Origin of the sequence: Synechococcus sp. A15-44 (genome assembly GCF_014280115.1) — a bacterium.
Taxonomy (GTDB): domain Bacteria; phylum Cyanobacteriota; class Cyanobacteriia; order PCC-6307; family Cyanobiaceae; genus Parasynechococcus.
This window is the reverse complement of sequence record NZ_CP047938.1, coordinates 1,554,404-1,571,774: the sequence shown is the minus strand read 5'-3', so window position 1 is coordinate 1,571,774 and position 17,371 is coordinate 1,554,404. Positions and strand designations below refer to the sequence as shown.

16 protein-coding genes are annotated in these 17,371 nt (G+C 63.6%); 11 read left to right on the top strand and 5 right to left on the bottom strand.

Features of this window, described 5'->3' with window-relative positions; all coding sequences use genetic code 11:
- A complete protein-coding gene (gene lysA, locus SynA1544_RS08840; protein ID WP_186513079.1) occupies positions 1-1,380 on the bottom strand; it encodes a diaminopimelate decarboxylase in 1,380 nt (459 codons plus the stop codon).
- A 3-nt stretch (positions 1,381-1,383) separates the two neighbouring features.
- Here lysA and rimI point away from each other — a divergent pair, with 3 nt between their 5' ends.
- The 5 genes from rimI to SynA1544_RS08815 all read left to right on the top strand — a co-directional run bounded on the left by rimI (position 1,384) and on the right by SynA1544_RS08815 (position 7,192).
- A complete protein-coding gene (gene rimI, locus SynA1544_RS08835) occupies positions 1,384-1,899 on the top strand; it encodes a ribosomal protein S18-alanine N-acetyltransferase (protein ID WP_186513077.1) in 516 nt (171 codons plus the stop codon).
- 176 nt (positions 1,900-2,075) lie between these two features.
- Positions 2,076-4,616 carry an ATP-dependent Clp protease ATP-binding subunit gene (locus SynA1544_RS08830; RefSeq protein ID WP_186513075.1) on the top strand — a complete coding sequence of 847 codons (2,541 nt, stop codon included), beginning with the start codon at positions 2,076-2,078 and terminating at the stop codon, positions 4,614-4,616.
- Positions 4,616-5,716, top strand: coding sequence for an iron-containing alcohol dehydrogenase family protein (locus tag SynA1544_RS08825; protein WP_186513073.1), 1,101 nt, complete (start codon positions 4,616-4,618; stop codon positions 5,714-5,716). Before SynA1544_RS08830 ends, SynA1544_RS08825 begins: the two co-directional genes overlap by 1 nt.
- Positions 5,713-6,579, top strand: coding sequence for an alpha/beta fold hydrolase (locus SynA1544_RS08820; protein ID WP_186513071.1), 867 nt, complete (start codon positions 5,713-5,715; stop codon positions 6,577-6,579). Before SynA1544_RS08825 ends, SynA1544_RS08820 begins: the two co-directional genes overlap by 4 nt.
- Entirely contained in the window at positions 6,572-7,192 is a 621-nt protein-coding gene (locus SynA1544_RS08815; RefSeq protein ID WP_186513069.1) for a DUF2993 domain-containing protein, read from the top strand. Before SynA1544_RS08820 ends, SynA1544_RS08815 begins: the two co-directional genes overlap by 8 nt.
- A 6-nt stretch (positions 7,193-7,198) precedes the next feature.
- On the opposite strand, the gene SynA1544_RS08810 is transcribed toward SynA1544_RS08815, so the two are convergent.
- The 3 genes from SynA1544_RS08810 to SynA1544_RS08800 form a co-directional block, all read right to left on the bottom strand.
- A complete protein-coding gene (locus SynA1544_RS08810; protein ID WP_115010274.1) occupies positions 7,199-8,065 on the bottom strand; it encodes a phosphatidate cytidylyltransferase in 867 nt (288 codons plus the stop codon).
- 30 nt (positions 8,066-8,095) lie between these two features.
- Positions 8,096-8,593, bottom strand: coding sequence for a septal ring lytic transglycosylase RlpA family protein (locus tag SynA1544_RS08805; protein ID WP_255477545.1), 498 nt, complete (start codon positions 8,591-8,593; stop codon positions 8,096-8,098).
- Between the two features lie 70 nt (positions 8,594-8,663).
- A complete protein-coding gene (locus SynA1544_RS08800; protein WP_186513066.1) occupies positions 8,664-10,067 on the bottom strand; it encodes an aminotransferase class I/II-fold pyridoxal phosphate-dependent enzyme in 1,404 nt (467 codons plus the stop codon).
- 50 nt (positions 10,068-10,117) lie between these two features.
- On the opposite strand from SynA1544_RS08800, the gene SynA1544_RS08795 reads away from it, so the two are divergent.
- From SynA1544_RS08795 to SynA1544_RS08770, 6 genes are all read left to right on the top strand, one after another.
- Positions 10,118-11,767, top strand: coding sequence for an AarF/ABC1/UbiB kinase family protein (locus tag SynA1544_RS08795; RefSeq protein ID WP_186513065.1), 1,650 nt, complete (start codon positions 10,118-10,120; stop codon positions 11,765-11,767).
- 71 nt (positions 11,768-11,838) lie between these two features.
- A complete protein-coding gene (locus SynA1544_RS08790; protein ID WP_186513064.1) occupies positions 11,839-12,258 on the top strand; it encodes a hypothetical protein in 420 nt (139 codons plus the stop codon).
- A 71-nt stretch (positions 12,259-12,329) separates the two neighbouring features.
- A complete protein-coding gene (locus tag SynA1544_RS08785) occupies positions 12,330-13,058 on the top strand; it encodes a response regulator transcription factor (RefSeq protein ID WP_186513063.1) in 729 nt (242 codons plus the stop codon).
- 7 nt (positions 13,059-13,065) lie between these two features.
- Positions 13,066-14,208, top strand: coding sequence for a cell wall metabolism sensor histidine kinase WalK (locus SynA1544_RS08780; RefSeq protein ID WP_186513062.1), 1,143 nt, complete (start codon positions 13,066-13,068; stop codon positions 14,206-14,208).
- Entirely contained in the window at positions 14,205-14,957 is a 753-nt protein-coding gene (locus SynA1544_RS08775) for a pseudouridine synthase (protein ID WP_186513061.1), read from the top strand. The genes SynA1544_RS08780 and SynA1544_RS08775 overlap by 4 nt, the downstream gene beginning before the upstream one ends.
- The gene (locus SynA1544_RS08770; RefSeq protein ID WP_255477543.1) at positions 14,933-15,868 is read left to right on the top strand and encodes a helix-turn-helix domain-containing protein; all 936 of its coding nucleotides are present in this window, start codon (positions 14,933-14,935) and stop codon (positions 15,866-15,868) included. Before SynA1544_RS08775 ends, SynA1544_RS08770 begins: the two co-directional genes overlap by 25 nt.
- On the opposite strand, the gene malQ is transcribed toward SynA1544_RS08770, so the two are convergent.
- Entirely contained in the window at positions 15,802-17,370 is a 1,569-nt protein-coding gene (malQ, locus tag SynA1544_RS08765; protein WP_186513060.1) for a 4-alpha-glucanotransferase, read from the bottom strand. The two genes, SynA1544_RS08770 and malQ, sit on opposite strands and share 67 nt — an antisense overlap.
- Position 17,371 lies beyond the last annotated feature (1 nt).

Here is a 17,371-nt window from a genome sequence, read left to right as displayed (position 1 = left end):
TCAACGTAACGCGTTGAATCGTTCTGGCAAAACGTCGTAGCGCAGCAGGTCATCCGGCTGCTCCCGCTTTTGCACCAACTCCGCCGACCCGTCATGCACGAGCACGGCAGCGGGCCTCGGGATCCGGTTGTAATTCGAACTCATCGAGGCGTTGTAGGCACCGGTGGCAAACACGGCGACGATGTCACCACTCTTGGTGGAGGGCAGGGGGAGGTCCTTCAGCAGCACATCGCCGGATTCGCAGTGCTTGCCCACCAGATTCACGCGTTCGTCGGGCTGGGCCAGGGGCCGGTCGGCCAGGCAACAGGTGTAGAGGGACTGGTAGGTGATCGGGCGGGGGTTGTCGCTCATGCCGCCATCAATGGCCACATAGGTGCGCACGTTGGGGATCGTTTTGCGGGAGCCCACCGTGTAGAGGGTCACACCCGCGGTTGCCACCAGGGACCGGCCCGGCTCGCACATCAACCGGGGCAGCTCGAGGCCCCGTTCGCGGCAGGCACTGGTCACGGCCTCGGCCACCACCTGGATCCACTGCTCAATGCTCGGCGGGTCGTCAGACTTCACATAGCGGATGCCCAGGCCGCCCCCCACGTTGAGGTCGCTGACGGGATGGCCCAGGTCGCGGGCCAGTTTCAGCTTGTCGGCCATCACCGCCGCCAGATCCCGGTGAGGCTCCAGTTCAAAAATCTGGGATCCGATGTGGGCGTGCAGACCGGTGAGCTGGGCCCAGGGTTGTCCCACAAGGCTGCGCAGCACGGGCTCCACCTGGTCGGGATCGAAGCCGAACTTGCTGTCGAGGTGTCCTGTGCGGATGTATTCGTGAGTGTGGCACTCGATGCCAGGGGTGAAGCGCAGCATCAGGCGTGCCGGTTCAGCTCCTGCGGGCACCAGTGCGGCCAGGCGATCGAGATCGTGTTGGTTGTCCACCACGATCGTCACCTTGTTGGCATAGGCGAGCAGCAGCTCCTCATCGGATTTGTTGTTGCCGTGCAGCACCATCCGCTCTCCCGGCATGCCGCCGCGCAACGCCGTCAGCAGTTCCCCGGCGGACACGGCATCCAGACCCAGCCCCTCGGAGGCCGCCAGGCTGCTCATCACCAGGGAGCTGTTGGCTTTGGAGGCGTAAATCGGCAGCGAGGGCCCGGCGTAGTGCTTCTCCAGGGCTTGGCGGTAGGCCCGGCAGGTGCTGCGAACGGTCGCCTCGTCGAGCACATATAACGGTGTGCCGTAGCGCTCCGCCAGGTCGCTAAGACGGCAGCCGCCCACCACCAGCCGCTCGGTGCCATCGAGTTCGGTGGTGATCGGGGTCAGATTGCGATTGGGGCTCTCCGCATCCCGGTTGGCCTCGAAGGGCCGTTGACTGGTGATGGTTTGGGTCACGGAGTGGCGGCATCGAAGGGCAATCTAAGAATCGATGCTGCGGGCGTCGGATCAACCCCGCAGATCCTGCGTTTGGATCCGTCCTGGTTGCAGGCCTGTGTGGCGCTGGATCAGCGCGCCCTCGATGGACTGTGGACGGCAGAGCAATGGCGGCGGGAGCTGGACGATCCCCGGCGGCTCTGCATTGGGCTTGTTGCTTCTGAAACTCTGCTGGGTGTGGCCTGCGGCTGGCTGGTGGCCGATGAACTGCACATCACCGCCGTGGCTGTGGATCCAGAACGGCGCCGCAGCGGCCATGGAGGTTTGCTTTTGCAAGCACTGTTGCAACGGGCACGACGGCACGGTGCCGTGCACGCCACCCTCGAAGTGGCCAGTGACAACGTTGCCGCTCTGGCGCTATACGCCAGAGCTGGCTTCCGCGCCGCCGGCACCCGTTCCGGGTACTACTCCGATGGTCGCGATGCCCTCATTCAGTGGTGTCGCATCCCGTCACCGTCGTCTCCATCGACGGTGGTTTGAAGTTGTTCGGTTTCCCGTCCCTGGGAGACAAAAAAAGCGGTGAATCTTGTGGGATTCATTGTTATTTTTTGTGCGCTTCAGGCCAGTCTCAGACTGGAAAGTGACCGTACAAACCGAACACTCGCAGCAGTCCCTCAACCCTGATAGCTTGGTCACATCACTGCATTGGCCCAGCGATGTTCGAACGCTTCACAGAGAAGGCCATCAAGGTGATCATGCTGGCCCAGGAAGAGGCCCGCAGGCTTGGTCACAACTTCGTTGGCACCGAACAGATCCTCCTTGGCCTGATCGGTGAGGGAACGGGCGTAGCCGCCAAGGTCCTCAAATCCATGGGGGTCAACCTCAAGGACGCCCGAGTAGAAGTCGAGAAAATCATCGGGCGTGGGTCGGGCTTTGTGGCCGTTGAGATTCCCTTCACTCCCCGTGCCAAGCGTGTGTTGGAGCTCTCTCTGGAAGAGGCCCGTCAGCTGGGTCACAACTACATCGGCACCGAACATCTGCTGCTCGGCCTAATCCGCGAAGGCGAAGGTGTGGCAGCCCGCGTTTTGGAGAACCTCGGTGTCGACCTGGCCAAGGTGCGCACCCAGGTGATCCGCATGTTGGGTGAAACCGCGGAGGTCTCCGCCGGTGGTGGCGGCGGCGGTGGCAAGGGGTCCACCAAGACCCCCACCCTCGACGAGTTCGGCAACAATCTCACCCAGCTCGCCACAGAAGCGAAGCTCGATCCGGTGGTGGGTCGTCAGAACGAAATTGACCGCGTCATCCAGATCCTGGGGCGCCGCACCAAGAACAATCCCGTTCTGATCGGTGAGCCCGGCGTTGGCAAAACCGCCATCGCTGAAGGTCTGGCCCAGCGCATTCAGCAGGGCGACATTCCTGACATCCTCGAAGACAAGCGCGTTCTGACCCTCGATATCGGCCTGCTGGTGGCCGGCACCAAATACCGGGGTGAGTTTGAAGAGCGCCTCAAGAAGATCATGGAGGAGATCAAGGCGGCCGGGAACGTGATTCTCGTGATCGATGAGGTGCACACCCTGATCGGAGCCGGTGCTGCTGAGGGCGCGATCGACGCCGCCAACATCCTCAAACCGGCCCTTGCCCGCGGTGAGCTCCAGTGCATTGGTGCCACCACCTTGGATGAGTACCGCAAGCACATCGAACGGGATGCGGCCCTGGAACGCCGCTTCCAGCCGGTGAACGTGGGCGAGCCGTCCATCGACGACACCATCGAAATTCTGCGTGGCCTGCGCGAGCGTTACGAGCAGCACCACCGCCTCAAGATCACCGACGACGCCCTTGTGGCGGCTGCAACCCTCGGCGATCGCTACATCTCGGATCGCTTCCTGCCCGACAAGGCCATCGACCTGATCGATGAAGCCGGTTCCCGCGTGCGTCTGCTCAATTCGAAGCTGCCCCCCGCGGCCAAGGAAGTGGACAAGGAACTGCGTTCCGTCCAGAAGGAAAAGGAAGATGCCGTCCGCGATCAGGACTTCACCAAGGCCGGTGAACTGCGCGAGAAGGAAGTGGAACTGCGGGAGCAGATCCGTTCTCTGCTTCAGGCCAACAAGGACGAGGTCAAGGCTGACGCAACCTCTGAATCCGGTGAAACAGCTGCAACTGAAGCGCCTGCTTCAGACAGCTCACCAATGGTGAACGAGGAGGACATCGCCCAGATCGTCGCCTCCTGGACCGGTGTTCCGGTGCAGAAACTCACCGAGAGCGAGTCGGTCAAGCTGCTGAACATGGAGGAAACCCTCCACAAGCGCCTGATCGGTCAGGACGAAGCCGTCAAGGCGGTGTCCAAGGCCATCCGCCGTGCTCGGGTCGGTTTGAAGAACCCCAACCGCCCGATCGCCAGCTTCATTTTCTCGGGCCCTACCGGTGTGGGTAAAACCGAGCTCACCAAAGCTCTGGCCACATACTTCTTCGGCAGCGAAGAGGCGATGATCCGCCTCGACATGTCGGAATTCATGGAGCGCCACACGGTCAGCAAGCTGATCGGCTCGCCTCCGGGCTACGTGGGCTTCAACGAAGGCGGTCAGCTCACCGAGGCGGTGCGTCGCCGTCCTTACACCGTGGTGCTCTTCGACGAAATCGAAAAGGCGCACCCTGATGTGTTCAACCTGCTGCTGCAGCTTCTGGAAGACGGCCGTTTGACCGATTCCAAGGGCCGTACGGTCGATTTCAAGAACACCCTGATCATCATGACCTCGAACATCGGTTCGAAGGTGATCGAGAAGGGTGGCGGCGGCCTCGGCTTCGAGTTCTCCGGTGAAAGCGCTGAGGAGTCTCAGTACACCCGGATCCGTTCCCTGGTGAATGAGGAGCTCAAGCAGTACTTCCGGCCTGAATTCCTCAACCGTCTCGACGAAATCATCGTCTTCCGCCAGCTCAACCGCGACGAGGTCAAGGAGATCGCCGAGATCATGCTCAAGGAGGTCTTTGGCCGCATGGGCGAGAAGGGCATCACCCTCACCGTGTCCGATGCCTTCAAGGAGCGCCTGGTGGAGGAGGGCTACAACCCTGCCTATGGCGCACGTCCGCTGCGTCGGGCCGTCATGCGTCTTCTCGAGGATTCCCTCGCCGAAGAGGTGCTGTCGGGTCGGATCAAGGACGGCGACCACGCCGAAGTTGATGTCGATGAGAACAAGAAGGTGGTGGTCCGTCACAAAGGTCAGGTGGACATGGCACCGCAACTCGCCGGTGCCAGCATCTGATGGGTCGATCCATCTCGTCCCACTCCATTGCCCCCGCCAGCGTTTTGCGGGGGGATGGAGCCTGGGATGAGGCCTTGCCTCAGATCAAATATCTCTGCTCACGTCCGCTAGTGCTGGGTCGCAGTTCGTCTACTGCCGATCAGCGTCAGCGTTTGGTGTCGGATCTCTTGGCTCAGGGGCTCAAACCCCTCCAAGCTCAGCTTCAGTTCGACTGCTGTGAGCAGGATCTCCGGAGGGTGGCTGCTGAAGCCCAGCGCTGTGACGCCGTTTTGGCTGCCGGGGGCGGAAAAGTTCTGGACGCCGGCAAGTTGCTGGCCCATCGCCTTTCCCTGCCCTGCATCACCGTTCCACTGAGCGCCTCCACCTGTGCCGGCTGGACGGCTCTCTCCAACATCTATTCCCCTCAGGGTGCTTTCGAAGGGGATGTGGCCCTTGATCGCTGTCCTGATCTTCTTGTCTTCGATCACGGCCTGGTGCGCCAGGCCCCACCCCGCACGCTGGCCAGTGGTGTCGCTGATGCCCTGGCCAAGTGGTATGAGGCCTCGGTGAGCAGCGGCGACAGCAGCGATGGTCTGGTGCAGCAGGCCGTGCAGATGGCACGGGTGCTGCGGGATCAATTGCTGATCGACAGCCTTACGGCGCTGAAGGATCCAGACAGTGAAGCCTGGGTGCGCACCGCCGAAGCCTGTGCTCTCACTGCTGGCGTGATGGGGGGACTGGGCGGTGCCCGTTGCCGCACGGTTGCGGCCCATGCCGTTCACAACGGCCTCACCCAGCTGGAGGCCTGTCACCACTTTCTGCATGGCGAGAAGGTGGGGTTTGGAATCCTTGTGCAGCTTCGCCTGGAGGAACTTTTGGGTGGTAACCGGCTTGCCGGCCAGGCGCACCGTCAACTGTTACCGCTGCTGCGGCAGCTGGGCCTGCCGGTCAGCCTTGATGATCTCGGCTTGGCTCAGGCCAGCCTCAGTCAGTTGCAGGAGGTGTGCCGCTTTGCCTGTCGCGAGGGCTCCGACCTGCATCATCTGCCCTTCCCCGTGACGCCTGGTGCCTTGTTGGAGGCCCTTGGGGGTGCCGCTGAACTCAGCCCCGTCAGCCGTTGAAGACGCTTCTGGATCAACTGCGGCCGGCTCTGCTTGACCCGCAGGCCAAGTCCCTGGCCGCCCAAGTGCAGTGGTGGGACCTCCCTGGCCTGGGCCTTGATCACCCCTTCCCGGTAGCCATGTTGGGTCAGGGCACTCCGTTGCTGCTGCTGCATGGATTTGACAGCAGTTTTCTCGAATATCGGCGTCTGGCTCCCTTGCTGGCGGATCGCTTTCAGCTGTTCATCCCCGACCTGTTCGGCTTCGGCTTCTCCCCCCGTCCCCTCGGGCTTGACTACGGTCCGGAGCCGGTGCTGCGCCATCTCGATGCACTGCTTGAGCGGCTTCCCACAGACGCTCCCCTGAGCCTGATCGGGGCCTCCATGGGAGGGTCAGTAGCCGTGGAGCTGGCCCGGCGTCATCCCGAGCGTGTGGCTTCTCTGCTGCTGCTGGCTCCTGCCGGTCTCACGGGGCGTCCGATGCCTGTTCCGCCCCTGTTGGATCGTTTTGGTGCCTGGTTTCTGGGGCGTCCTGGTGTGCGGCGGGGGCTGTGTCGCCAGGCTTTCGCTGATCCCGATGCGGATGTGGGTGCTCCGGAAGAGCAAATCGCCTCGTTGCACCTGCAATGCCCCGGCTGGGCGGAGGCCTTGGCGGCCTTCGCCCGCAGCGGTGGTTTCGCCGGATGTGGGGATCCCCTGCCCTCCCAATCACTGCACGTGATCTGGGGTGACAACGATCGGATTCTGCGTGCACCGCAGAAGCAGGCGCTTCAGGCCTTGTTGGATCAGCCGGTGGAGACCTTCCCCTCCTGCGGCCATCTCCCCCATATCGATCAGCCCTGCAAGGTGGCTGAGCGGTGTCAGGCGCTGTTGAACCATGGCTGATCCTGTTCTCAATGTGCTGGCAGGGGCCCTGCGCCTGTGGATTCGCAGCCAATGCGACAGCATCGGCAGCCTCGAACTGGCCCTGAACGGCTCCAGCTGGTCATTGCTGCGGGGGCGTCTGGATGGTGTGACCCTCACGGCGAGGGATGCCTGTTTCCAGGGGCTGCCCTTGCAGCATGTTGAGTTGCGCAGCGGTTCGATTGCGGTGGACATGAAGCTGCTCAGTCCCGGTCAGATGCTGGCCCTGAAGCAGCCGTTCCAGGTGGCGGGCGAGGTGAGTTTCAACGGCCGTCAGCTCAACAGCGCGTTGCTGGCCGAACCCTGGCGCTGGCTCGGGGACTGGATGGCTGAACAGCTGATGGGGCTCAGCCCGTTGGGGGCGCTGCGCATTGACGTGGATCTGCTCGAGTTGCAGGTGCCCGTTGCGGCCCATCAAGACCCTGTTCGCCGTCGCTTCCGCCTCAATGCGGAGCAGGGAACGTTGTGCTTCCGGCCGGAGACCGCCGATGAACCGCGCACCTTGCTGCCGATGGACCCCGCCATTCGAATCGAGCAGGTGCAGCTAGCGGGTGGCCAGCTGGCCCTCAAAGGTCAGGCCAGCGTCACCCCATAGCGCTGCTTATGGGGCCAACAGTGGTTGGCATAAAGCGATCGCGTAAAAGACCACAGCTGGGGTGAACAGATAGCTGTCGATCCGGTCCAGGATCCCGCCATGGCCGGGCAGCACATCACCGGAGTCCTTCACGCCTGCATCGCGTTTCATCATCGATTCCGTCAGGTCTCCCACCAGGGCGAACAGAGCGATCAGCGCCCCCAGCAGCAGGCCCGGCAGGCCATGCAGCGCCCAGCCCATCAGCTGACCGCAGATCAGGCCGATCAGCATGGCCGAGATGAATCCCCCGATCGCCCCCTCGATGGTTTTCCCTGGGGAGATCGGTGAGAGGGGCCGTCGCCCGTAACGCCGTCCCACGGCCCAGGAGCCGATGTCGGTGGCCACGATCATCAGGCAGGCCGACAGGGTGATCTCCAGACCGTTGTCCAAACCGCGCAGACTCAGCCAGTGGCTGGGCAAAAACCCCAGGTAGAACAGCCCGAAGATCGATGCCGCGATGTCCGCGATGGAACCTGTCACCGGTTGCAGCAGCAGCCAACCGCAGATGGCGGCTCCAGAGAGGGGCAGAACAGCGTGGGCCACATCAGCCGGCAGCCCGCCCTGGATCGCCCACTGGGTGGTGAACAGCAGCAGTTGGCAGGCCACAAGGGTGGTTTTGGTGGCGGGGCGAATTCCCTTGAATTGCGCCATCCGGAAGAACTCCAGCAGGCCAAGGTGCACCATTCCCCCCAGCGCGGCGGTGAACCACCAGCCCCCCAGGCTCACGACAAGCAAGCCAAAGCCCCCCACACCGAGGCCACTGATCAACCGCTTGCGCAGGGCTGCTCGGGCCGCTGGTGCTTGGTTCTGATCGAGGACAACCTCACGGATCACGCTAATTGGAGGCGTCCTGGATTCACACTATCAATCGCTGTTGGAAAGGATCTCGAGCTTTACCGGCACTTCTCCCGCCTTCATCATTTTGAGCTGTGATGCCGCGCCATGGGCGAGATCGATCACCCGGTGGTACTTGAAAGGCCCACGATCATTGATTCGCACCACGACGCTGCGACCATTGCTCAGATTGGTGACGCGCACCTTGGATCCGAAAGGGAGTGTTCGATGGGCCGCCGTCATCGTGCCCTTGCGGAAGCGCTCACCACTGGCAGTTTTGCGGCCGTAAAACCCAGGCCCGTACCAGCTTGCGGCACCTTGAACCACCCGAATTAATTTGCTTGGTTGGGGCGTCGAAGTGGCCGACGGGTGGAGTGCTGGAACACTGGGAGCTGTTGGTTGGCTGACTTCATATCCCTCCATTCGTTGTGTGAACGTTCGCATGATTTCGCCGTCTTCTAGGTCTTCGATCACGAACTCTTCGCTGCTTGGGCTGGCCGCAACGGAGGGGAAAGCCAGAAGCGCCATAACGAGCCAGATCCGATGTTTCATCCCCCGCAGCCGAATGCATGGATTGAAGCGTTTGTGGGGCTGGATTTCACCCCCCGCTCACCACAGACAGTGCGTCTGGGATCTGGTCTCCCCAGAACAGTTGCTGGCGTTCAAGCCAGCGCTGCCGCTGTCGATCGAGGCGTTCGCCGGGAATCAGTAGGGGGATGCCCGGTGGGTAAGGGCACAGCAATTCAGCCGCGATGCACCCCTCCGCATCCTTCAATGCCACCTGTTGATGCTCCGCCGTCCAGGCTTGGGTCGGTGACTGGGCTGGGGAGGTGACCAGCGGAAGCGGTGGGGCTTCGAAGGCTGGCAAGGGAGTGCGATCGGGGAAGCTCCGCAGCAGGTTCTGCCAGTGGTGACGCATCTGCCGTCCCAGCCCTCGGTGGCGTGCCAGCCCCAGGCAGAGGGTGAGGCTGGCTGGCTCCGGCAATTCGCCCACCAAACCGCGGGGCAGGAACCAATCGTCGGCATCCAGGCCGGTGATGCCCGCCTGCCCCGTGTGCAGGATCAGGCGCAGCGGATCCTGGTTGCTCAGCAGAGGCACGCCGCTGTGGCGTAGTCCATTGGCGAGCGCTTCAGCCTCCTGCAGCCGCTGCAGCAACTGACGGCGTCCCTTGGGCCGCTGCCAGTGTTGAAGGGCTTCTTCGCAGGAGGCCAGCAGCAGCGCACTGGGGCTGGTGGTTTGCAGCAGGCCCAGGCTGCGCTCCACGCGCACGGGATCCAGACGCTCCCCCTGCAGCCAGAGCACCGCTGTTTGCGCCAGTGCTGCAGCCGACTTCTGCAGGGAATGCACCACCAGATCAGCGCCGCAGTGCAGAGAGCTGGGGGGGAGGGGATGGTCCACCCCAGCGGCGAAATGACAGCCGTGGGCTTCATCCACCAGCACGCAACAGCCCTGTTGCTGCAGCCGCTGAATTACTGCCGTTGGGTCATTGGCATAGCCCTGGTAGGTGGGATGCACCAGAACTGCAGCACGGATGGGGGCTCCATCGCGGGGTAGGGCCTGAAGCACCCGTTCGATCCAGTCCGAATACGCCGGTGCCGGCTGGCCCCGGTCGCTTTGAAAGGGGAGATCGAACAGCACCGGCCGCAGGTCCCCAAGAACGCAGGCCTGAATCAGGCTGCGATGCACGTTGCGGGGCAGCAGCACCCGCTCTCCGGGCCGGACCATGGCCAGCAGTGCGGCCTGCAGCAACCCCGTGGCTCCGTTCACCCCATACCAGCAGCGCGCCACCCCCATCGCTGCCGCGGCGGAGCGTTGGCTGTCTGCGATGGCGCCGTCCGCCTCCAGCGGACCGCCAAGGGCCGGGAGTTCCGGCAGGTCCCAGACGCCGGCGCGGCGTCGCAGCAATTGACGCAGTCCATCCGGAAGGGCAGCCCCGCGTCCGTGGGCCGGCAGAAACAGGGGCTGACCGAGGCGACGGGTGAGCTGGGGCAGAAGCGCCATCAAATCCCCCTGATCTCCTTAAAGTCTCTCTCTGTACTCAGCGCGATGCGATGCGTTACGACCCCGGGCGGGATCTCGGCTGGCTGCTGCTGCGTCCCTGGGTCGCCATTCCGCGCCTTGTTCAGGTGCTGTGGTCCCTGGCGGGGCTGGTGCTGGTGCTGCTGCTGCGTGGAGGCAGCAATGACCCCGCCGTTCAGCAGGGGCTTGCGCGTCGCATTCTCAACACCCTGACGGGTCTGGGGCCCTGCTTCATCAAGCTGGGACAGGCCCTCTCCACCCGACCTGATCTGGTGCGTCGGGACTGGCTGGAGGAACTGACTCGCCTGCAGGACGATCTGCCGGCCTTTCCCCATGCCACCGCCCTGGCTTGCATCCGCGAGGAACTCGGTGCGCCGGCAGAGGAATTGTTTGAGGAGTTTCCCGACACGCCGATCGCCGCCGCCAGCCTGGGCCAGGTGTACAAGGCCCGTCTGCAGGGCCAGCACTGGGTTGCGGTGAAGGTGCAGCGGCCCAATCTCACCTTCATCCTGCGGCGGGATCTGGTGTTGATCCGGGCTTTGGGGGTGATGACGGCGCCGCTGCTGCCGCTCAACCTTGGTTTCGGGCTGGGCGGAATCATTGATGAGTTCGGCCGCAGCCTCTTCGAGGAGATCGATTACGGCCTGGAAGCGGCCAATGCCGAGCGGTTTTCGGCGCTTTTCGCAGATAACGATGCGGTCTACATCCCGAAGGTGGAGCGGATGCTCAGCTCCACCCGGGTGCTGACCACCACCTGGATCGATGGCGCCAAGATGCGCGACAGCGAGGAGCTGCGTTCCCAGCGTCTTGACCCAACGGCGTTGATCCGCACCGGCGTGATCTGCGGCCTGCAGCAACTCCTGGAGTTCGGCTATTTCCATGCCGACCCCCACCCCGGCAACCTCTTCGCCCTGCCGGGTCGCACCGGCGATCTCGGCCATGTGGGGTACGTCGATTTCGGGATGATGGATTCCATCAGCGACAGCGACCGGCTCACCCTCACCGGTGCTGTGGTGCACCTGATCAACCGTGACTTCTCCGGGTTGGCCAAGGACTTCCAATCCCTCGGGTTTCTCAGTCCCACGGCCGATCTCACGCCGATTATTCCTGCCCTTGAAGAGGTGCTCGGCGGCAGCCTCGGCGACTCGGTTGGATCGTTCAACTTCAAGGCGATCACCGACCGTTTCTCGGAGCTGATGTTCGATTACCCCTTCCGGGTTCCGGCGCGCTTCGCCTTGATCATCCGGGCCGTCGTCAGCCAGGAAGGCCTTGCCTTGCGGCTGGATCCGAACTTCCGAATCATTGCTGTGGCCTATCCGTACGTGGCCCGTCGACTGTTGGCGGGTGACACCAGCGAGATGCGCGAGAAGCTGCTGGAGGTGATCTTTGATGAATCAGGCCGCCTGCGCCTGGATCGGCTGGAAAGCTTGCTGGATGTGGTAGGTCAGGACGCTCCCGCTCCTGGGAAGGAATTGATCCCTGTGGCTGGGGCAGGTCTGCGGCTGCTGCTCAGCCGAGATGGTGCCGACCTGCGCAAACGTCTGCTGATGACGCTGATCCGTGACGATCGTCTTCACACCGACGATGTCCGTGCTCTGGTCGGCCTGCTGGGTCGCACCTTCGGCCCAGGGCGTCTGGCCGGCGGCCTGTTGCAGCGCTTCAACCCGTTGGCGGCAGCGTGATCCCGAGATCACGATTCCAGCGAGATTGTGGAACTCACCGCTATGGTCTCAGCTCTTTGAGATCGGCGTAGATGCCTGAGGAGATCAGCGCCCAGGAGCTTGAGCAGCTGCTCCTGATGATGACCCTGCCCCAACCCCCCTACCTGCTGGCGGGCATCGGTCTGTTGATGGGTGTGCTCTGCGGCCTCACCTTCGGCCGTCAGGTGCAGAACAAACTGGATGGCTGGAAGCAGGACCGACTCCCTCTGATGCCCCTGGGGACTGCCGAGATCAACCTCAGCTATGCCGGCACCCTCATCGGGGTCACCCTGTTCATCGGTTGCTGCCTTCAGATCTTCGGGTTTGCCTCTGGCGCTGCCCTGTTGGTGGCCCTGCTGCTCTCGCTGCTCACCGGTGGTGCCTTGTTCTCTCAGCTGGAGCGCCTGATGCAGCAGGTGGAAGCGGGCAAGTTCAAAGCGGTTGATTTCGACAACTTCGACGAATTCTTCTAAGCCCTTAAGCGAAGCCGCTGTTCTGCTTTGTCGGGTTTCGTCCTCGGTCAGAATGGATTCGCTCCTGCCTCATGGACGTGACAACCCTGTCTGCGGCTGTCTCCACCCGTCGTCTCCTCGTGGTAGAAGACGATGACAGCATCCGGGAAACAGTCGGAGAGGCCCTGCGCGCGGAAGGTTTTGAGGTCCAAACCTGCGGCGATGGCACCTCAGCCCTCAATCTGATCATCGCTGAAACCTCAGATCCGGTGGATCTGATCGTGCTCGATCTGATGCTCCCCGGCTTGGGGGGGCTTGACCTTTGCCGCGAGCTCCGTCGCATCAACAACACCACCCCGATCCTGGTGATCAGCGCCCGTGACAGTGAGACCGATCGGGTGCTGGGGCTTGAGGTGGGCGCCGACGATTACCTGGTCAAACCCTTTGGGCTGCGCGAACTGGTGGCCCGTTGCAGGGCCTTACTGCGGCGGTCAAGTCAATCGGAGACGTCGCCCTCCCAACAGCATTCCTTCACTCACGCCAACCTGTGCCTGTATCCCAGTGAATGCAGGGTCACCCGGGATGGAACGGACCTCACACTCTCTCCCAAGGAATACAAGATCCTCGAGCTGTTCATCCAGAACCCCAAGCGCGTCTGGAGTCGCGATCAGCTGCTGGAGAAAATCTGGGGTGTCGACTTCATCGGTGACACCAAAACCGTGGATGTTCACATCCGCTGGCTGCGGGAAAAGGTTGAGCAGGAGCCCTCATCGCCTCAGTTGATCCGTACGGTTCGCGGCTTCGGGTATCGCTTCGGCTGAGGGTGCTGTGGTGATCTCCGCCGCACTCGGCTTTGCAGCTGGCATTGGGATCACGCTTCTGCTGCAGCGTCGACGCCGCGTTCTGGCGTCCAAGGGAACGTCGAAGCGAACGTCCAAGGATCGCTCCATCGTCTTGAACGCTCCCCAGCTGCTGGCCTGGATTGATTCGGCCACCCAGGGCTGGATGATCCTGGCCCCGGACCACTCCATCGCCTACATCAACGACCGGGCCGAACGCCTTCTTCATATCCCCTCCAATCGCCTGGTTCGTGGCATGAAGCTCCGGGATGTCCTCGACATTCCTGTCTTGGAGGAGTTGATCTTCAGCAGCCGCTATCAGCTGCGTTCCCAGCGTTGTGAATGGGATCAACAGGGGACCCCGCTGGAGGCGGTTGTTCTGCCGGGCAGTGACGAATGCTGGCTGGTGCTGATCCAGAGCCGTCAGTCCCTCGAAGCCCAGCAAAAGCAGCAGGAACGCTGGGTGAGTGATGTGGCCCATGAGCTCAAGACCCCCCTCACCGCCCTGATGCTGGTGAGCGATCGGCTGGAACTGGCCGTCAAGGAAGACGACACGGCTCTGGTGCAACGGCTGCAGAAGGAACTCCGGCGTCTTCAGCTGCTGGTGGAAGACCTGCTGGAGCTGTCGCGGTTGGAAAACAGCCTGCCGCAGGACGACAGCGAGCATGTGCCCCTCACCCTGGAGGATCTGGTGGACAGCGCCTGGGGATCCATTGGCCCGATCGCGGAGGAACGGCGGGTGACGCTGCAGCTGGACCGCAGCGAATGCGGCCCCCTGCGTGGTGATCAGCGCCGGTTGCACCGTGCGGTGCTCAACCTTCTCGACAATGCCCTGCGCTACTCCCCTGATGAGAGCAGCATCGACGTGTCCGTCCGCCAGAGCGGCGGCTGGTGGTTGCTCAGCATTCGTGACCATGGCCCTGGCTTGAGTGAGGCCGATCTCACGCGCATGTTTCAACGCTTCTACCGGGGGGATCCCTCCCGCACTCGCTCCAACCGCAGCGGCAGTGGCCTGGGACTGGCGATCGTGCAGCAGATCGCCGTCAACCATGGCGGTCGCATCGAAGCCCGCAATCATCCCGCCGGTGGAGCCTGCATGGATCTGCTCCTGCCCCGGGAACCCCTGCAATGACGCGCCAGCGCCTGCAGAAACTGATCGCTGCTGCCGGCCTCTGCTCCAGGCGCCGGGCTGAGGAATGGCTGCAGGCCGGCCGCGTGACGGTGGATGGTCAGGTCGCCCGCGTTGGCGACCAGGCCGATCCGCAGCAGCAGACGATTCAGGTGGATGGTCAGCCGTTGCCGTCCCGTGGTGTGGCGCGGGTGCTGCTGATCAACAAGCCGGTGGGGGTGATCTGCAGCTGCGATGACCCGCAGGGTCGCCGCACGGTGCTGGACCTGCTGCCCCCGGAGCATCGGGCTGGTCTTCACCCCGTTGGCCGTCTGGATGCCGACAGCCATGGTGCGCTTCTGCTCACCGATCTGGGTGAGCTCACCTTGAAACTCACCCACCCGCGTTACAGCCACGCCAAGACCTACCGGGTGTGGGTGAAGGGTGTGCCACCGGAGCCGGTTCTCGATCGCTGGCGTCGGGGTCTGCCTCTGGATGGTCGCTTGACCCGCCCCGCTCGGGTGCGCCGGTTGCGGGCCTGGGGTGACCGCTCGCTTCTGGAAATTGAGCTGCGGGAAGGGCGCAACAGACAGATCCGCCGGATGGCGGAAGCCCTGGGCCATCCGGTGCTGGACCTGCAGCGCACGGCCATTGCTGGGTTGCCGCTCGGTGATCTGGCCGAGGGGTGCTGGATCTGGTTGAGCGAGGGAGAATGGAAGCCCTTGCTCAAACGGGCTGACCCGATGGAGTGGCCCAACAGCCCATGCGACTGAAGCGTCCAGGACTTTGGTGGCGACGTCCGCGCAAGGGTTCCAGCCCTGATGCCGGCACGGTTGAGGCCCAGGAGCAGCAGCGTCAGGATCTGGGGCTGCTGCTGCGGCGGCGCCGCGAGGAGCTGGGCCTCTCGCTGCGTGATCTGGCCAATGAGACCCGGATCACCACCCCCGTGATCGAGGCCCTGGAGCGGGGCTGGCGTGATCGCCTGCCCGAGCGGGCCTATCTCGCCTCGATGCTTCCTCAGATCGAGCGTCGCCTGGCCCTGCCCGGCGGATGCCTCGACCCCCTGCTTCCCCCGCCGGTGTTGCTCCGCCGCGGACCCGCCAAAGCGGGGCTGGGTCGCTTCACCCTGGGCAACATCGATGTGTTCACCACCTGGCAGGGAACGGTCGTTTATGCGGCGGTGATCGCCTTCAGCCTGCTGGCCATCAACCGTCAACAACAGGACCTGGCCCTGCGCAACAGCCTCAGCCTCGAGCCCGTGCGTGCTGATGTGGAGGCGATCAGCCGTGGCCCGAACCCGGTGGGTTCAGACGAAGGCATCGCGGCCCTGCGCCCCCTGGAACAGGTTCAGAAACGCACGCCTCAGCAGTGGCTTGATCTGGTGCGGGGTGCCCTGCCGCAGTCCCAGGGAGTGCTGGAGGTTGTTGTGGCTGAGCCAAGAGAGCTGCAGCTCTCCAGCGGTGGGGGAGATCGGGTTCAATTCGCAACGAGCGCTGGCACGCTGACCCTGCAGTTGATGGCCCCGATCGAGGTGCGTCTGGACCCCCCGGCTGGTGCTGAGGATCAGGTGCTCTGGAATGGAGAGCCTCTGCCTGTGGATCAAGAGCGGCCGGGGATCTACCGGGTCAACAAATTGCCGGCTCCGGAGAGCGACCTCCCCCAGACCGCTCCCCTGCTCCCGTAGCCGCCCAGGGCATTCCCCAGCGCGGCATCAAAGCTGCCCAGCCTCCAGCTCCAGTTGCCTTCGCAGGTGCCGGGGGTGTTGAACCTGGCCCGGTCATCGAGGTGCATCAGGTCCTGCAATGGGGCGATCACCAGGCCTGCGGTTGTGGCAAAGGCCATGTCGAGCAGATGCCAGGCCGGAGCACTGATCTCACCATTCACCCGCGTGGCAATGCGGCCCCTGCTGTCGGCATCCAGCCCGTTCCACCAGCCCAGCGTTGTGGGGTTGTCGTGGGTGCCGGTGTAGACGACCCAGCGATGCCCATCGGTGTTTTCCGGCAGATACGGGTTGTCGGATGCGCCGTCGAATGCGAACTGCAGCACTTTCATGCCCGGCAACCGGAAGGCATCGCGGAGTTGTTCCACATCCGGTGTGATCACGCCGAGATCCTCGGCAATCAAGGGGAGAGAGCCACCGGCATCCCTGCGCAGCTTGCGCAGCAGGGCGTGACCCGGCGAGGGCTGCCACTGTCCGTTCTCTGCGGTGCTGTCTCCACCGGGGACGGCCCAGAAGGCCGCAAGAGCCCGGAAGTGATCCAGGCGCAGCAGATCCACCATCTCCCGCTGGCGCGCAATTCTTTGCCGCCACCAGCGGAAGCGCGTGATTCGATGCTGTCCCCAGCGGTACACCGGTGAGCCCCACAGCTGTCCGGTTGCCGAGAAGTAATCGGGTGGAACACCGCTCTGGGTGGTGAGCTGGCCGTTCTCCTTGACGGTGAAGAGCGAACGGTTGCTCCAGACATCGGCGCTGTCACTGCTCACATAGAAGGGCAGATCGCCAAACAGCTGGATGCCCAGGTTGGTCGCCTGGCGGCGGATCGCCTGCCACTGCCGGTCGAGCTGCCATTGGATCAGCTGTTCCCGCAGCAACGCGTCATCGTGTTGCTGCGCCCAGGCCTTGAGGGCTTTGTTGTCATGCCGGGCCAGCGGCAGCGGCCACTCCCACCAAGCGGTGTTGTGTTGATCGTGCAGAACCTGGAAACGGGCATGGTCCTGCAGCCAGCTGCGCTGTCGTTGCGCCCAGCGCTCGAAGGCGGCATGTCGCGATGGATCCTGCTCAGGCCAGGCGGCAAGCAGGGCATCCCCCAGGGCAGTGGCCCGTTGCTGGGCCAGGCTGAACTCCACACGCTCTGCACCCTCCTGCGGTGCATCAGCCCCTGGAGCGGCCTTGAGTGCTTCTTCGCCGATGAACCCCTCGTTGGCCAGGTCCTGGCCGTCAAGGAACCAGGGGTTCAGGGCATTGCAGGAGGGAGAGCTGTAGGGCGAGCCGGTGGGATCCGGCGGGGACAGGGGCAGCATCTGCCAGACGCCGATGCCATGGTCGGCCAGCAGCTGGAGCCAACGGCGGCAGGGCTCACCAAAGCTGCCGCAGACGGGGCTGCCTGGCAGCGCGGTGGGATGCAGCAGCACCCCGGTGCTGCGCCCCCTTCCGGCCTTGGCCGGGTCAACGGTGGAGTGATCCATG

What these genes read in the sequence shown, in the direction of transcription:
- SynA1544_RS08830 (WP_186513075.1), top strand. Translation starts at nt 2,076, where the DNA reads ATGTTCGAACGCTTCACAGAGAAGGCCATCAAGGTGATCATGCTGGCC.
- SynA1544_RS08825 (WP_186513073.1), top strand. Translation starts at nt 4,616, where the DNA reads ATGGGTCGATCCATCTCGTCCCACTCCATTGCCCCCGCCAGCGTTTTG.
- SynA1544_RS08815 (WP_186513069.1), top strand. Translation starts at nt 6,572, where the DNA reads ATGGCTGATCCTGTTCTCAATGTGCTGGCAGGGGCCCTGCGCCTGTGG.
- SynA1544_RS08805 (WP_255477545.1), bottom strand. Translation starts at nt 8,593, where the DNA reads ATGGCGCTTCTGGCTTTCCCCTCCGTTGCGGCCAGCCCAAGCAGCGAA.
- SynA1544_RS08800 (WP_186513066.1), bottom strand. Translation starts at nt 10,067, where the DNA reads ATGGCGCTTCTGCCCCAGCTCACCCGTCGCCTCGGTCAGCCCCTGTTT.
- SynA1544_RS08795 (WP_186513065.1), top strand. Translation starts at nt 10,118, where the DNA reads ATGCGTTACGACCCCGGGCGGGATCTCGGCTGGCTGCTGCTGCGTCCC.
- SynA1544_RS08790 (WP_186513064.1), top strand. Translation starts at nt 11,839, where the DNA reads ATGCCTGAGGAGATCAGCGCCCAGGAGCTTGAGCAGCTGCTCCTGATG.
- SynA1544_RS08785 (WP_186513063.1), top strand. Translation starts at nt 12,330, where the DNA reads ATGGACGTGACAACCCTGTCTGCGGCTGTCTCCACCCGTCGTCTCCTC.
- SynA1544_RS08775 (WP_186513061.1), top strand. Translation starts at nt 14,205, where the DNA reads ATGACGCGCCAGCGCCTGCAGAAACTGATCGCTGCTGCCGGCCTCTGC.
- malQ (WP_186513060.1), bottom strand. Translation starts at nt 17,370, where the DNA reads ATGGATCACTCCACCGTTGACCCGGCCAAGGCCGGAAGGGGGCGCAGC.